Below are 13699 nucleotides of genomic sequence, written 5' to 3'. Positions count from 1 at the left end.
TTATTGCTTGATCCATTAGATAGTTTTATGGGAACCGATGCTGTTAGCAACATTAACATTCCTGTTTACACTTGTGGCGGTACAGATTGTAAAACTATCTCTAATACTGGTGCGAGTAAGAATATTAGCTCTTTGCGGAAAATTATTCACACGAAAATGCAAACCACACAAGACAAAATAATGAATCGTACAGGCAATATCACTACGGATGATTATGAAGTCGTTAATATGAGTTTCTTGCCTGTTTGGACAATGATGGAATCTGAATACCGTACTAATGGTATTTTAGGTACGCTTGACACCTCTGAAGAGGTTATATCTCTTACATACACAAAAGCTTTATTACAAAGAACCTTAAGGGGTATCAGAGTTGCTCTCCAATCGGCTAAAAAAGCTAAAAATGAAGGTGTTGTCTCAGCCGTTAAACAACTAGAAGATGAAATCACTCGTGTAAATGCAGATGTTAACTCTAGTATGTCTGAAAAAATGATTCGTTATAACGCTTTCTTATCTGCCAAGCAACAATTGGCTCTTGAGGTTACAAGAGTTAAAGAAAAAACGGCTGGTATATTAAAATCCGTAAATAAACAGGCTAATTAAATGATTTGGGAAATATACTCTTATTGGAATGTTCAGGAGTTACGTGGTGTCATGGAAGGTGCAGCTATGCTCACCAACTCAAGCGACTACACAAGCTTAATCTCAACCGCATTTTTATTCGGCCTTATTGCCGTTGCTATTGGAGTCATGATGGGGGCTAAAGATGCTCTGTCTGGCTTCAAATGGTTTATAACAGCTATATTTCTATATTTTATCTTGCTAGTACCGAAAGCTGATGTTGCTATTGTTGATAGAACAGGTACAGCAGCCGCTACTACCGTTCATAACGTACCCTTGTCTCTAGCTGTTTTTGGTCACGTAAGCTCTAGCATTGGTGATTGGCTCACAATAAGTTACGAAACAGCCATGAAAGTAATCACTCCAAGCTATGCGTTAGATGGTATTGCATTCTCAGGTAATGGTCTTTTGTTTGGTGAAAAATTATTACTAAAAGCTGAAAATGCTAGAAGTGAAAATATCGCCTTTAGAATGAATATGAGTGCCTTTTTTGATAAATGTGTATTCCCTGAGTTTGATACGGGAAATATATCAATTACGGACGTACTTCAAAGCAAAGATATGTGGTCACAGCTTTCCAATGTGAACCCATCTCTGTATGTACAATTATACAATGATGATGGTACGCCAACCCCAAGTCCTGTTGCTTGTGATGTCGCATACAACACTGTTCTACCAGCAGTAATAAATAACGCATCAAATGAAGTCATTTCTCGATTAGGTGGACAATTATATCCAGATGAATCTGCTGCCGTTGCAAATGCAAGTTTGAAATCAGCTTTAGCAGGTTCATATACTTATTATATGAATATTGCGGATAATGCAACAGACATTATTAAACAACAAATCATGTCTAATACTTTTTTTGATGCTTCAACCGATGAAGCGACTGCAACTGCCGTAGCCATGTCTGAGACTGGAGCCAAGATGAATTATGGCGTATTACACCAAGTCGCTCAAAGTGCTATGCCTAAACTTAGAAATGTCATTGAAGTTGTTATTTATGCCGTTTTCCCAATCGTAGTAATCATGATTATTTTAGCGGGTGATAAAGCAGGTATGGCTTTAAAATCTTACTTTATTGCTTTTATATGGATACAACTTTGGGCACCTCTGTATGCTGTCATGAATTACATGATTAGTTCCTATAATGCAAAGGAGATGATAGCCAGTGTTACGTCAGGTGCGGAGACGAGTGCCTGGAGTTCAGGTGTCATTAAGGAGCAAATACTAGCGTCATCTGATATTGCTGGAATGATGGCAATGGCCATACCGATTATTGCCCTAGCTATTGCAAAAGGTGGCGAAATGGCCATGACAAGCTTTGCGAGTAATGCTTTACGCCCACTAGAAACAAATGCAGGAGCTTCATCAAGAGAGGTTTCACAGGGTAATATCAACATGGGTAACACCTCAATGGATAATACCGCAACCAACTCTCACAATGCCAACAAGTTTGATACAGCTCCAGTGGTGAATAATGGTGCATCCACACGTATTGATGGTAGTGGTCATAAGTACACAACCAATGACCAGGGTGTTACCGCTCACGATTCTTCATTAATGGAGAATAAGGGTGCTTTCCATAACTTCTCTCAGGCCGTTGCTGAAAAGCAGTCTTACAGCCAAAGCCTAGACAATTCTGTTAAGGCCGCTCAAAAATCATCAGCTATGGCTAGTTTTGAACAAGGGTCATCCTTCGCTAATGCTGGCTTGCTTTCTAGTGCGGCTAGCGGTGGAAAAGAATGGGGAAATGCGTTTGGCAATACTTATTCAAACGGAACCCAACAGGCCTTTAAAACGATGGATGAAACAGCTAAAAGTTTGGAAGCTAGTGGTAAAGTAGGGCAAGGGCAAGGTGCTGAATTAATGGCTAGCATGGCTGGAATGGTCAAAGCAGGTGTATCATTAGAGGCTGGTGCTTTAGCTGAATTTAAAGCGGGTGCAGGGAAGAAGTTTTCTTCTCAAGCAATTGCTGAAGCGGCTGAAGCTGTAAAAGGCATTGACAAAAATGATGTTTCGGGTGCTGCCACAATCATGTCACAAACATCGGAAAATGAACAGATACAGGACAAGTTAGGCTTAAACAAAGAAGCGAAGACAACTCTCCAGGCAGGGAATGAACGTGCTGAGAAATTTAAGCGAGATGAAAAGGCTGAATTAGAGAAGGCTAAAGGCTATCAAGAAAAACTTGATAATGCTGAAGAAAGAGTAAATCAATCTATGATCCAGTTGGGTGCTGCAACCCCTTTCAGCAGCATGAGTGAAGAACAGAAACGTTTTGCAACAGGGGAAGGTTCTCAACTTCTGGGGCAGGCAAGTGAAGCCAGGAACAGGGGGGATTCTAAAGCTGCTGATGCTTATATGGCAGAGTTTAATCAACGTGCAGAACATTATAGTTCTCAATTTGGAGCTCCTACAGCAAGTAAAGCACAAAAACTACCAGACAATGCCAAACAACAAGTTCTTAACCAGAACGATGCTAATATTGAAGGTACTCTTCAGACTAGAGAAGATAACAAAGAATTGGTTCATGCCGACCAATTTATTGAGGCTGTTAAAGATAAGAAGGATAATACGACTGCACAGCTTAACTCTGAAGAACAATGGGTTAAAGATAGTCATGAATTCCACACTAATGCTACCAATGCAGAAGCTACTATGGTTCAAGACACCATTAAGGGTGATAGAGATGGGCTTAACAGCAACAAACAAGTTCAGAGCCTAGATAACGTTGGATTAAATGATAAAGGCGTTCTTGAGTCAAGAAATTCAGAAACAGCCGATGTTGTACTCGCAGGTGGTAATGACCTTAAAAACATGGCTAATAAGGTGCCTGGATTCAGCAAGATTGGTAATGAGATTATTAACAAGATAGAAGCTATTGATGATAAAGCTGATGCAGACCCGAACCATGTTTCACCTGGAGCAGGGATTGCAGGAACGAAGGCCTATATTCCAGGAACACCTAGAAATGCTACAGACAGTGGAACTATCCCTAACAATGGCCAACAGAGTCAAGGTTCTAACCAGGCCAACCTGAACCCAAGTAATCAAGGTTCTAACCAGGCCAACCCGAACCCAAGTAATCAAGGTTCTAACCAGGCCAACCCGAACCCAAGTAATCAAGGTTCTAACCAGGCCAACCCGAACCCAAGTAATCAAGGTTCTAACCAGGCCAACCCGAACCCAAGTAATCAAGGTTCTAACCAGGCCAACCTGAACCCAAGTAATCAAGGTTCTAACCAGGCCAACCCGAACCCAAGTAATCAAGGTTCTAACCAGGCCAACCCGAACCCAAGTAATCAAGGTTCTAACCAGGCCAACCTGAACCCAAGTAATCAAGGTTCTAACCAGGCCAACCCGAACCCAAGTAATCAAGGTTCTAACCAGGCCAACCTGAACCCAAGAACAGGTATTAAAAAGTAAGACTATTTGTGTTTTGTGATTGATTTTTTTGGAAAAAACAAAGCCCCGAATCAACGGGGCTTTTTATTGGATAAACTTGCCAGAAAGAAGGTTTCTGAATAAACCTTGAATCGTTAACTAAAACATATCACGGTCATCAGTAAAAAGTTTATCAGCCGTATTTATAGAAAAGTTACGACCCATAATATCATCAGTTTCAGTTATTGAGTCCTGATTAACTATATCAGCAGAGCCAGAATCTAACATTTCATTAAACTTCACAAAACCGACAATAATCATCATCAAAAATAGAGTAATACCTATCGACTCCCCGACACCATTATCTGAAAAGAGTGATAATAGAACAAATATCGACAATCCTGAAATAGTTAAAAACCGTTTTCTACGGGCAAAAAAACCAGTGCTTTGAGGCTTTTGAGCTTTCGGATCAAACAGGTATTCACGACCTTTATAGTAATCAGCCTCGATTGAAACCTCTTCATTTTCTGTTTTACTAAGAAAAGGTTTTCCACCCTCCCAATCCGAATTAACAATTTCTTTTTGACTTTTCATACCGAATACTCCGATAAATTTTAATCTCTTACTATCTATTTTATACTATTTACCATATTAGTCAAATATCTTTTTGAGAGGTATAAAATGGTTCCTCTTAGTGCGAACACGTAAAAAAGTAGTCGGTTTAACAAACATCTTTAAAAAGCCTTTCAATACGTAAAAGTACGTATAATACAATACTAATATATTACTTATTAAAATGTATCTTTTAAAAAGTAATAATTATTAAAGGGAGGGTGGCCATATTTAAGGTACAAACTATTTGTATTGTTAATACCGTTAATATTCTTTTACTTTTATTGACCAGGCCTGGTTATTTTATACAAATCCTCAATACAAAGCGATTTAAAGCTTTTTTATACCAAACCTTAGTAAATGGGTTAGCACTATCGAGATAATTGATTTTAGGCCTATCTATGAAACCCGTTTTTTTTCATTTTTTAAAAAATTAATAGTTAATACTGTATTAATAGTTAATACTCTTTTAATTATTTGTATTGTATTAAGTATTAGTATATTATTTATAAATAGTAAAGCTAATTAGGAAATAAATATGATATTGACAGTTTCTTGTAGTAAAGGTGGCATTGGTAAGACCGCACTAGCACTGGCACTAGCTTTAGAATGGAAAGACTTTGGTTATGGAACCAATGAAACGTTTCATGAGTTGGATAAGATTTTAGGGAATGAACGAGTTTTATCATCCTCTCCATTTGAAGAGTTCCCCGACTTCGCCAGTGAGCAAATTGACGTTATATTTGACCTTTCTGGTGACGTACATGAGAAGTCGTTAGCGGTAGCTTCTGCAATAGAACAGTCCAATGTTGTCCTTGTACCCGTTACGATTGACAGCAAAGCTATTCATTCGGCAGCAAACTTCATAATGACTATCGCACCAATGAATACAAATATTATTCTTGTTGCGAATATTCTTGAAAAACAAAAAGGCGAGAGTTTTGATAGCTGGGAACAGTCACATGATTACATGGTGATCCGCAACTCTTTAAATGAAAAACTTCCTGATGAATTTCATGAATTGCCAATGCTTCCAATTAAATCAACTAAGGCGTTTAAAACAATTGAAAAAGAACGTAAAAGCCTAAAAGAACTGATGAATTCAAACCCTCTATTGAGATACAGCTATAAGGAAGTAAACCAGCAAATTGAAGCTATTATGGAACTTGTAAAGAGCTATGAATAAGATTTCAAAGTTTGGGGTTGAAACAGAAGAGTTTAAACTATCTAAAGATAAGAATATTACTCTTGAAGCGTTAAAAAAGAAGATTTTTTATCAAGTATTTGTGGACGTTATCGAAAACGATGCAGAAAAAATTGCAAGAACAGTCATTGAAATTAAGAAGTTCAAATTTTACATGAAGAGAAAAGGAACTTTGTATTTTAGAAATATCAAAGACCATTCTGATATTGAAAAAATCGACTTTATCCTTGAGACCGAAACAATAGATAGAATATTACAAACGACATTCTTAAAAGCAAGAAAAAAAGCTCTCATTAGCTTAAATAGACAGCTTAGGATGTTTTTAGAGTGGATAGAAGATGCTGAAAATGATAGTGATAGTGTTGACCGTGATTACTATGAAATGTACAGGCAGTATTACCTCAAAAAGTTAATACCGAGGCTGGAAAAGCTAGCTCCAGTAAAAAAATAGAAGAAGAGTTTTACCAACGCATAACCTCTAAAAATAAAGCAAAGTGAACAATTATGAGCAAAGACGGGAATATTTCATCATTTCAGAGCAAGGCAAAGGGTATTGAGATTAAACGCCCTATCACCAGGCCTGGTAGCAAAACAAAAACAATTAAAGACACCTTCTCTTTTCCAGAGAAAGACCATCAGCTAATCAACGAGATTATGGATATCTTTCTAAAAAAAGGTGTCCGTATCAATAAATCTGAAGTGGTTCGAGTCGGGTTACACGCAATCATGAATATGACGCATATCGAAATGGAAGTGTTGCTTGATATTACGGAGAATATCGAGCGTGTCCAGGTAGGCCGACCAAAAGCCAAATAAATAACCAAACCCGATTTTTTTATAACAATAAAAGAGAGAACTCAACATGAGCGATAAAGTCCAAATCAGAAAAGAATTATTTAACGAGATTTTCGATATTGTAGAAAAAGAACTTGATGAAAAAATCAATAATCAAACTCGTCTCGTAATTGCTAACGCAAACTATAAAGATATTAACCACTATCGTGACCTTGAAAAACGAGAAGAAGCTTTACGCTCATTTAAGAATGAATGGATTAATCTTAAGAATGATTAATAGAACTGGTAAAAAAGGGCGTTTTGGCCTTTACAGAAGATTCAGTAGAGTATCAGCTTTAAAAGTTGGCAAGACTCAACACTACATAGATTTAGCTGAATCTTTAACAGAGGGTAATTTACGAGATTATCATGCTTTTAGTCGTTTATTTAAAGAAAAATACCGATAAAACACAAGGTCAATTCACATGGGTCAATTAATAGAAGCAACGAGAAATGAACTTCAGGTACTTGAAAAATCAAGAGCCAGGAGCAATCCTGTTGCTCTTTATCTATTTTCATTGCCATCAGACCTTAGTAGAGCCACTATGACGAGCAACCTTTCCCAAGTTGTTAGATTGGTATCAGGCCTGGAGGAAGATGCTAAAGTTAATATTTTTTCATTCCTTTGGGAAAATATAGACCGCTTTGAGTTCCAGGCTATTATCAACAAAATGAAGAGCCGTGATTACGCTCCAGAAACAATCAAAACGTACATGGCCGCCATACGTGGTGTTATGACTGAAGCGTTTGAATTAAAGCTTATTGATGCCGCACAGCTAGAACGTATCCGCAGAGTAAAACGCCCCAAAGGAAGTAGGGTCTCTAAAGGTCGAAGTCTTTCTAAAGAAGAAGCGTATCGACTACTTGATTCATGCGTAATGAACACTCCAAGAGGAATTCGAGATAAAGCCATGATTGCCCTTCTCTTTGGTTGTGGTTTGCGTAGAAACGAGCTGGCCAACATTGAGTATAAGCACTACAACCGTACAAAAGGATGTATCACCATTATCGGTAAAGGTGATAAAGAGCGTGAAGCTTTTCTTACCGAGAATGCAAAAAAAAACTTGGAGCTGTGGATCAATGAGTTTCGTGGTACAGAAGACGGAGCTATGTTTGTAAGAATTAGAAAATCAGGTGGGCTTGTTCCTCTTACCAGGATAGAAAATGATAATGTGCTGCCAAACTGTCTTACAAGTCAGGCTGTTTACTACATTCTTAAAAAGAAACAAACTGAACTAGGCCTGGATAAATTTTCACCTCACGACCTCCGTAGGACGCTTGCTACGACACTTTTGGATATTGGTGAAGACTTGATAACCGTTCGTGATATTCTTGGCCATTCAAGCATTAACACGACTCAAAAATACGATATGCGTGGAGAAGAGAAACAAAAATCTGCGGTACAGAAGACGGGGTTTTAAAAACAGTCATAATTAAATCAAATAGGTAATCTTCAGACATAAAAAACGGGCGTTATGCCCGTTGATATTAATACCTATAAAAAGGAAAGGTATTTATTTAAGAGCCACCTTTTCCGTTTTCACTACATACTTGCCTTTGGCAGCCGATTTAATCAAATCAGCAACGCCTTGGTTAATAACTTTACGAACAGAGCGTTCAAGCTCTAAATCACCACCGAATGACATGCCTCCACCAGCTACACCACCAGCTACACCAATAGCACCAAAACTATAATTATCGTTAGAAGCATTAGATTTATAAGTTTTTGTATATTCGATTCGAGAAGTGTTTACATTCATTAAACGCAAATCCATTCCGATATTGGCTGTTGTAGTTGTATTACTAAACATTCCCGCAAGCGGAATAAACCCACCGCCTACTACCGACTTAGTTTTTTTATAATCAAGAGTGGTTAACGAACCTGTAACCAAGTAATCAGCAGCATCTACTTTAAACTCTTTACCTGCAAAGGCCATTTCACGCTTCATTTCTGCTAACGCTTGACGATCTAATACCTCAAAGCACCCTGAAGAACTTAAAGCTGAAGTCATCATAGTTGTCATTGCTTCATCAAGATTGGAAAGGTCTTTAACACCTTGCTGTTGACGAGCCATGCTAATTAATGCGGCCATATTACCGTTACCGCCATTCTGCACCTGACATTGTTCAGTTTGGCACTTCAATGGAGAGATTGATATTTTTGCTACTGGAGCCGCACAAGAATAGCTTGTAACCGTCTTAAACTCATTGCCAGACTTATCTGTAAACGCAGCAGATTCAACCCCTGTACTCTCTGCTTGAGTAGATGTTTTGGTTCCAGTAGAAACACAGCCTGTAGATAAGACGGTTCCAGTAATAACAGCAGTCGCTATCAACTTTCTTTTTAGTGATTGCATAAGGCACTCCTAATTCATGAATAAAATTGCTTAACCGATAAATAAGTCTATTTACCACAAAGTTAGGTCATATTCTTCCATTAATTAGGGGTAAGAAAACTATAATTAATCTACGTTTTTTATAGATTTTAAGCAATAAAAAAACCGCAGTACCCGAAAGTATTGCGGTTTAGTAGTGTATTTAAGGCTGTATGAGTGTTAAGACCTCAACCTTATCCGTTAACCATACGTCACTGTCCAATTTCACCCCGTAGATAGATAATGAAAGCTAACACTGCTTACTACCAGGGCTATCCCTTATCTCTTGCGTAAGGGCTTTCTAAGTGCGTATTAATTATATCTAATTTACCAGGCCTGGTAAACACTCTTTCTCTTGATTAACAGCTTTCTCTAAAACAGAAAAATCAAACGGTTCAATTTCATTGTATGTCTGGCTAATAAAGCCTTTCTTGCTTACAGACACATACTTTATTTGCTTAACACCACTTGGCAGAGTAAACACTATCCCAACATGGCTGTTTTGATAATCGCTTGTTAAGACTGATTTCAGCTCTTCAATACTGCTAATCTTTTGTCTTTTGTTGTAATTTAAAATATTAAACATAAAAGACCTAAACATTATTCATTTTTGTATAAAAATGATTGGCCGCCTTTCTAACACCAAGCCCGTAACGTGGTCTTCTGATTAACTCTTGAAACTTTGTTAATTCCATAGTCTCTTCAATAGCTTCTCGAATTTCTTTTGGAAGCGACCTAAAAGATATTGCTACATAACTATGATTCATATAAAGCACCCTAAATGTTTAAATATTATCTGATACCAGGCCTTCAGACTTAAGACCTTCATAGACTTTTTTATAATCACTTTCGCTTAATGCTTCTTGAGCAATATCTGTAATCGAGCCAGCTAAAACGGGGTTCGCTTTAACTTTTTTAACAATGCCACTTGCCAGAATAAGAAGCCACTTATTACGTTCTTCAGCTTTCTTTTTATTTTCCGCATCTCGCTCTTTCTTTATTTGAGCCTTCACCTTTTTTAGATGCTCTTGTAACTTCTGTTCTTCTGCTGTTAATTTCTCTATCTTGGCACTCATTGATTCTGATCCTTATTGATTCTTAATAAAAACAGTAACAAGAGAATACACACCGTCTTTCTCAGTAAGACCAAAATTTAGCGTTGATGAAGGGTGTTTCCACACACTGTAATTATCATCCTCACCATACTTTCTAGCCTTATGTTTCAAAACGTCTTCAGGTAATTTAACAAGACAAATCTCTGGATTCGTTAATCGTGTAATCAAAGACCTTAAAGGCGTTTTAACCTCACCCGACTCTTCTTTTAAACGCTCTAAGTAACGCTCAACAGAATGATTTGTTATTGCTACCTTTCCGATTGCAGGAGCGTCAATTAAAAGCCTGGTGTTAGTGTATTTCTCAATATCTGCATTAATTGTCTCAAATTCATCACTGTCACAAACCTCTAGTTTTCTATACTTTTTATGGGTTTTGATGGTAATTCCTTGCAGCAGGAAAGGAATAAATGAAGAGAACTTCATGATGTTGGTTTTTGAACTCTTACCAAGAACTATTTTCTTAATAGCTCCTTTTGATACATCTAAAGTAATGCCCGTTCCGACCAGTAAATTATGGCCAAACACACATTTCTCAGTTAATAAGTAATTAATGGCTACTAGCTCAGAAATTATATCCACATCATCTGACTCGAACGGTAACTTCACATTAATGGTTCCGCTCTTTTCTTTACTTGAACGCCAATAAACCACCCCTTCTTTTTTGGAAAGTTTTTCAGACAAGGTTGTTAAATTCATGTTTTTCTCCTGTTTAGAGTTTTTGACTGCCTAAAAACAGCTCAAATACCCTCGTTTATTTAAGTTATTACGGATTGAATTATATATTGTTTAAGCTATTAGTCAATAATTGAGTATAAAAAAAAGCCCGTACAAGGGCTTATGCTTAAATGAAACGGAATCCAATCATCATTCTTTTTGAAGGTTATCTTCCATAATGTTTAAGATGTGAGATGATGAAAACTCATCTGGCTTGTATTCACCAATAATATCAGCGGAATCCGAACCTCTGTCACCCAATCCAATTACTATTTTCGTGCTGTTTGCATCATCAAAAATCGCAACAATTCTTTTTCCAGATAAAGAACAGTCAATCACAAATATATTTGGTTTATCAGAAAATGCCCCCGAACTAACAACTGAATTTCTGTTGAGTTTTTGAAAGACAGTCGTTGCTTCAACAACTTTACTATATAATTTTTCTGCGGTATCAATCAAACTAGCTCTCCTTGATTACTTGAAACATTTTCATTGTTTCGTACAAAATTTCTTGCCTTTCTTTGTGCGTTTACACCGATAATAAGCTTTTCTTTATTGCTTAATAGCTTTGATATAACTTTAGCAAAAAAACCTTTTGGTAATAGACTAACACGGCTCGTACCATCTTTATTAATACCAAGGCCAACACGTACCTTGCCTTTTTTCCACTGTGTCATCATGTATTTTAAAAACATTGTAAATCCTTATTAAATTAATGAGAAGGTTAATCTTGATGTTGTAAAACAACAATATTTTAATTATTTCAAAATTTTCAACACTAAGACGACTAGATTTACATTAGTTTTTATAGATTTATAAAACAATTCCAAGTAAATAAAATTTAATTAAGACATAAAAAAAGCCCAACTAAGGGCTTTCTTTAAGCAACCCATTCTTTTTGAAAGAAAGGAGTAGATTGCATTCTTTTTATCGCTTCATCTTCAGATTGACCTTTTCGGATACCGTCTATAACGCCCTCTTTAAACCAATTAGGTGCGAGGTCTGTTACTTTATTTACATCCATAACCGTAAAACTTCCAATACTGGTTACTGATAAAGCTTGAGTTGATTGTATTCTGTTTTCCATGACATTCTCCTTGAATGATTATTGTGGCTAGACCAAATGCACTAAAGCAGTACACTTGGAGTAACCACAACAACCGAAGTTGTCATGGATTAGTTATTGGTTATTAAGAAAAGGCTTTGGCCATTTTCTTATCTTCTTTGATTCGCTTGTTATTTTGTATTGAACCGTAGATTAGCACGGCAGCTATTACAAGCACGATTCCCATAAAGATTCCAAATTTTAGAAGCATAGTATCTCTCCAGATTAGTCTTCCATATTTAATAAGATTAGTATAACACCAAGTAGAATAAAAGTTGCAGCCGCCACTAAGCGGAATTGTAACTCCATTCCTTCAGTCTTTTCCGTAATCCCTAAAATAGCCCCAACACCACCAGAGCCAGTAAAAACCAGTCCTGTGTCGTAATAGAGTTTTCGCTTAACCTGACTGGATTTCTTTCTCCAGAAGGTTAAAAAAAGAACTAATATCTTTTTAATTAAAACCGAACTAGCAAGCAACACCATCCATAACGGAATTGAAGCCAGCCAAATAAAAATCATTTTTTCCATAGGCATTTTCTCCTTTAAATTATTTCTAACCTATTAGGGAGAAAACAATGACCCCTTACGGGAGCAATGAAATCCCCCGTAAGGTAACGTTCTGTTAAGGACAGTAGATAAAACTACGTCCTTCAATATTGGCAATGTAGGAACCGTCATTAAACAGGGTTTTAACCAAGCTTGATGTCGTGATCCTTTTCATTACCTTTTTTTCTTGCAAAAAAATGATGTACTCTTCTGCTGAAATTATTTTTCGATTCTTTGAAAGCATCGGTATATCTCCACAATTGGAGAGGATGCAGTCACCCTAAAAGGGCGAACATACATCCCCTCTAGGGTTAAAAAATCAATTTTGCTCTTTACTGTCTTTCTCACGAAAACACAGAAACAACCATCTGTACCGCACTAAGCAAACCAAGCAAAGAGCCTAAGACACCAAGCTTAATAGATAATTGAACAGATAAATCAGGATGACGCATTAGGAAGCTATAAACTTCAAAAGGTTTAGGTTTGCGAACTATAAGTAAGCATTCTTGTTCCTTTCTCATCTTAAAACCTAATGTGTCAAGAGCGTCATAATCAACTGCTAAAGTCGATTTTGTTATACCTGCCATTGAACCAGCACCCATGACATAACGAATGCACTTGGCATTGTTCTCAGGGTTGACGATAACGACAGGCTCTCTTCTTTTGAAAGTAGAGTTAATGTGGGAGCCATGCACTCTTATTAAGAGATTATGAATGCCACTATCTTCCTTCGGAAGAAGTTGTACCTTATTGAACTTAATCATAGCGACTCCTTTAAGCTGTTTTTAAACTTTCAGAAGTACCATGAGTCACAGTAAAACCACTTTTAGTGATTTCGTTTAAAATTACACTAAAGAGATTATTCAAATCATTTTCTAAGCTATTAGAAACTTTTAAATGAGATGGAATAACAACCCCTAAAGCCATGCGGGTATCATTAATCTCTCTTAAAACGATTCTTATCGAACCATTCTCAGCGAGAATAATACCGTTATGACCAAAGGCCATTCCTAGACTAAAATCAGTTATAAAATAGTCACTTGGAACAACTGATTGAACAGCCTCAATCGCTTCCATCTTTCTAAGAATAGAAAGACTTCTACGAATAAGGTCATCATGGCAATTATTTTCATAATCAACCATCATGATTGATTGTTCAGCAGAGTCGGTAAATATAAAATTGTTCATA

Annotated in this window: 20 protein-coding genes; 8 read left to right on the top strand and 12 right to left on the bottom strand. The window is 37.0% G+C overall.

Annotated features, from left to right (window positions below; translation table 11 throughout):
• On the top strand, positions 1 to 600 hold a 600-nt coding region (locus tag ACYQ0E_RS13805; protein ID WP_460188849.1), incomplete at its 5' end, for a hypothetical protein.
• The gene (locus tag ACYQ0E_RS13800) at positions 601 to 4047 is read left to right on the top strand and encodes a conjugal transfer protein TraG N-terminal domain-containing protein (protein ID WP_460188848.1); all 3447 of its coding nucleotides are present in this window, start codon (positions 601 to 603) and stop codon (positions 4045 to 4047) included.
• Between the two features lie 117 nt (positions 4048 to 4164).
• Here ACYQ0E_RS13800 and ACYQ0E_RS13795 read toward each other — a convergent pair whose 3' ends face one another.
• Complete coding sequence (locus ACYQ0E_RS13795) at positions 4165 to 4599, bottom strand: hypothetical protein (protein WP_460188847.1); 435 nt, start codon at positions 4597 to 4599, stop codon at positions 4165 to 4167.
• Positions 4600 to 5161: 562 nt separating this feature from the next.
• Between ACYQ0E_RS13795 and ACYQ0E_RS13790 the strand changes: the two genes are divergently transcribed.
• The 6 genes from ACYQ0E_RS13790 to ACYQ0E_RS13765 are packed head-to-tail and all read left to right on the top strand — an operon-like array spanning position 5162 to position 8076.
• The gene (locus ACYQ0E_RS13790) at positions 5162 to 5803 is read left to right on the top strand and encodes a P-loop NTPase family protein (protein WP_460188846.1); all 642 of its coding nucleotides are present in this window, start codon (positions 5162 to 5164) and stop codon (positions 5801 to 5803) included.
• A complete protein-coding gene (locus tag ACYQ0E_RS13785; protein WP_460188845.1) occupies positions 5796 to 6272 on the top strand; it encodes a hypothetical protein in 477 nt (158 codons plus the stop codon). The genes ACYQ0E_RS13790 and ACYQ0E_RS13785 overlap by 8 nt, the downstream gene beginning before the upstream one ends.
• A gap of 53 nt (positions 6273 to 6325) precedes the next feature.
• Positions 6326 to 6637, top strand: a complete 312-nt coding sequence (locus tag ACYQ0E_RS13780; protein ID WP_460188844.1) for a hypothetical protein — start codon at positions 6326 to 6328, stop codon at positions 6635 to 6637.
• Between the two features lie 46 nt (positions 6638 to 6683).
• Positions 6684 to 6893, top strand: a complete 210-nt coding sequence (locus tag ACYQ0E_RS13775) for a hypothetical protein (RefSeq protein ID WP_460188843.1) — start codon at positions 6684 to 6686, stop codon at positions 6891 to 6893.
• The gene (locus ACYQ0E_RS13770) at positions 6886 to 7062 is read left to right on the top strand and encodes a hypothetical protein (protein ID WP_460188842.1); all 177 of its coding nucleotides are present in this window, start codon (positions 6886 to 6888) and stop codon (positions 7060 to 7062) included. The genes ACYQ0E_RS13775 and ACYQ0E_RS13770 overlap by 8 nt, the downstream gene beginning before the upstream one ends.
• An 18-nt stretch (positions 7063 to 7080) precedes the next feature.
• Positions 7081 to 8076 (top strand): tyrosine-type recombinase/integrase, encoded by a 996-nt coding sequence (locus ACYQ0E_RS13765; protein ID WP_460188841.1) that lies wholly within the window; start codon positions 7081 to 7083, stop codon positions 8074 to 8076.
• A 93-nt stretch (positions 8077 to 8169) separates the two neighbouring features.
• On the opposite strand, the gene ACYQ0E_RS13760 is transcribed toward ACYQ0E_RS13765, so the two are convergent.
• The 11 genes from ACYQ0E_RS13760 to ACYQ0E_RS13710 all read right to left on the bottom strand — a co-directional run bounded on the left by ACYQ0E_RS13760 (position 8170) and on the right by ACYQ0E_RS13710 (position 13698).
• Entirely contained in the window at positions 8170 to 9012 is an 843-nt protein-coding gene (locus tag ACYQ0E_RS13760) for a CsgG/HfaB family protein (protein ID WP_460188840.1), read from the bottom strand.
• 340 nt (positions 9013 to 9352) lie between these two features.
• Complete coding sequence (locus ACYQ0E_RS13755) at positions 9353 to 9616, bottom strand: hypothetical protein (protein WP_460188839.1); 264 nt, start codon at positions 9614 to 9616, stop codon at positions 9353 to 9355.
• Positions 9617 to 9623: 7 nt separating this feature from the next.
• On the bottom strand, positions 9624 to 9797 hold the full coding sequence (locus tag ACYQ0E_RS13750; protein WP_460188838.1) for a hypothetical protein: 174 nt from the start codon (positions 9795 to 9797) through the stop codon (positions 9624 to 9626).
• An 18-nt stretch (positions 9798 to 9815) separates the two neighbouring features.
• Positions 9816 to 10106: a hypothetical protein gene (locus ACYQ0E_RS13745; protein ID WP_460188837.1), complete on the bottom strand. Its 291-nt coding sequence runs from the start codon at positions 10104 to 10106 to the stop codon at positions 9816 to 9818.
• Between the two features lie 12 nt (positions 10107 to 10118).
• Positions 10119 to 10841 carry a hypothetical protein gene (locus tag ACYQ0E_RS13740; RefSeq protein WP_460188836.1) on the bottom strand — a complete coding sequence of 241 codons (723 nt, stop codon included), beginning with the start codon at positions 10839 to 10841 and terminating at the stop codon, positions 10119 to 10121.
• Positions 10842 to 11009: 168 nt separating this feature from the next.
• A complete protein-coding gene (locus ACYQ0E_RS13735; RefSeq protein ID WP_460188835.1) occupies positions 11010 to 11318 on the bottom strand; it encodes a hypothetical protein in 309 nt (102 codons plus the stop codon).
• The gene (locus ACYQ0E_RS13730; protein WP_460188834.1) at positions 11315 to 11554 is read right to left on the bottom strand and encodes a hypothetical protein; all 240 of its coding nucleotides are present in this window, start codon (positions 11552 to 11554) and stop codon (positions 11315 to 11317) included. Before ACYQ0E_RS13730 ends, ACYQ0E_RS13735 begins: the two co-directional genes overlap by 4 nt.
• A gap of 185 nt (positions 11555 to 11739) precedes the next feature.
• On the bottom strand, positions 11740 to 11946 hold the full coding sequence (locus ACYQ0E_RS13725) for a hypothetical protein (RefSeq protein ID WP_460188833.1): 207 nt from the start codon (positions 11944 to 11946) through the stop codon (positions 11740 to 11742).
• A gap of 243 nt (positions 11947 to 12189) precedes the next feature.
• Positions 12190 to 12492, bottom strand: a complete 303-nt coding sequence (locus ACYQ0E_RS13720; protein ID WP_460188832.1) for a hypothetical protein — start codon at positions 12490 to 12492, stop codon at positions 12190 to 12192.
• A gap of 362 nt (positions 12493 to 12854) precedes the next feature.
• Positions 12855 to 13274: a hypothetical protein gene (locus ACYQ0E_RS13715; RefSeq protein ID WP_460188831.1), complete on the bottom strand. Its 420-nt coding sequence runs from the start codon at positions 13272 to 13274 to the stop codon at positions 12855 to 12857.
• Between the two features lie 10 nt (positions 13275 to 13284).
• Positions 13285 to 13698 carry a hypothetical protein gene (locus tag ACYQ0E_RS13710; protein ID WP_460188830.1) on the bottom strand — a complete coding sequence of 138 codons (414 nt, stop codon included), beginning with the start codon at positions 13696 to 13698 and terminating at the stop codon, positions 13285 to 13287.
• Position 13699: the final 1 nt, after the last annotated feature.

It is taken from the genome of Thiomicrorhabdus hydrogeniphila (assembly GCF_054656895.1).
Note: the sequence above shows the minus strand (reverse complement) of the source record. Positions and strands in the feature narration are given on the sequence as shown.

What these genes read in the sequence shown, in the direction of transcription:
- ACYQ0E_RS13800 (WP_460188848.1), top strand. Translation starts at nt 601, where the DNA reads ATGATTTGGGAAATATACTCTTATTGGAATGTTCAGGAGTTACGTGGT.
- ACYQ0E_RS13795 (WP_460188847.1), bottom strand. Translation starts at nt 4,599, where the DNA reads ATGAAAAGTCAAAAAGAAATTGTTAATTCGGATTGGGAGGGTGGAAAA.
- ACYQ0E_RS13785 (WP_460188845.1), top strand. Translation starts at nt 5,796, where the DNA reads ATGAATAAGATTTCAAAGTTTGGGGTTGAAACAGAAGAGTTTAAACTA.
- ACYQ0E_RS13780 (WP_460188844.1), top strand. Translation starts at nt 6,326, where the DNA reads ATGAGCAAAGACGGGAATATTTCATCATTTCAGAGCAAGGCAAAGGGT.
- ACYQ0E_RS13775 (WP_460188843.1), top strand. Translation starts at nt 6,684, where the DNA reads ATGAGCGATAAAGTCCAAATCAGAAAAGAATTATTTAACGAGATTTTC.
- ACYQ0E_RS13770 (WP_460188842.1), top strand. Translation starts at nt 6,886, where the DNA reads ATGATTAATAGAACTGGTAAAAAAGGGCGTTTTGGCCTTTACAGAAGA.
- ACYQ0E_RS13765 (WP_460188841.1), top strand. Translation starts at nt 7,081, where the DNA reads ATGGGTCAATTAATAGAAGCAACGAGAAATGAACTTCAGGTACTTGAA.
- ACYQ0E_RS13760 (WP_460188840.1), bottom strand. Translation starts at nt 9,012, where the DNA reads ATGCAATCACTAAAAAGAAAGTTGATAGCGACTGCTGTTATTACTGGA.
- ACYQ0E_RS13755 (WP_460188839.1), bottom strand. Translation starts at nt 9,616, where the DNA reads ATGTTTAATATTTTAAATTACAACAAAAGACAAAAGATTAGCAGTATT.
- ACYQ0E_RS13750 (WP_460188838.1), bottom strand. Translation starts at nt 9,797, where the DNA reads ATGAATCATAGTTATGTAGCAATATCTTTTAGGTCGCTTCCAAAAGAA.
- ACYQ0E_RS13745 (WP_460188837.1), bottom strand. Translation starts at nt 10,106, where the DNA reads ATGAGTGCCAAGATAGAGAAATTAACAGCAGAAGAACAGAAGTTACAA.
- ACYQ0E_RS13740 (WP_460188836.1), bottom strand. Translation starts at nt 10,841, where the DNA reads ATGAATTTAACAACCTTGTCTGAAAAACTTTCCAAAAAAGAAGGGGTG.
- ACYQ0E_RS13730 (WP_460188834.1), bottom strand. Translation starts at nt 11,554, where the DNA reads ATGTTTTTAAAATACATGATGACACAGTGGAAAAAAGGCAAGGTACGT.
- ACYQ0E_RS13725 (WP_460188833.1), bottom strand. Translation starts at nt 11,946, where the DNA reads ATGGAAAACAGAATACAATCAACTCAAGCTTTATCAGTAACCAGTATT.
- ACYQ0E_RS13720 (WP_460188832.1), bottom strand. Translation starts at nt 12,492, where the DNA reads ATGGAAAAAATGATTTTTATTTGGCTGGCTTCAATTCCGTTATGGATG.
- ACYQ0E_RS13715 (WP_460188831.1), bottom strand. Translation starts at nt 13,274, where the DNA reads ATGATTAAGTTCAATAAGGTACAACTTCTTCCGAAGGAAGATAGTGGC.
- ACYQ0E_RS13710 (WP_460188830.1), bottom strand. Translation starts at nt 13,698, where the DNA reads ATGAACAATTTTATATTTACCGACTCTGCTGAACAATCAATCATGATG.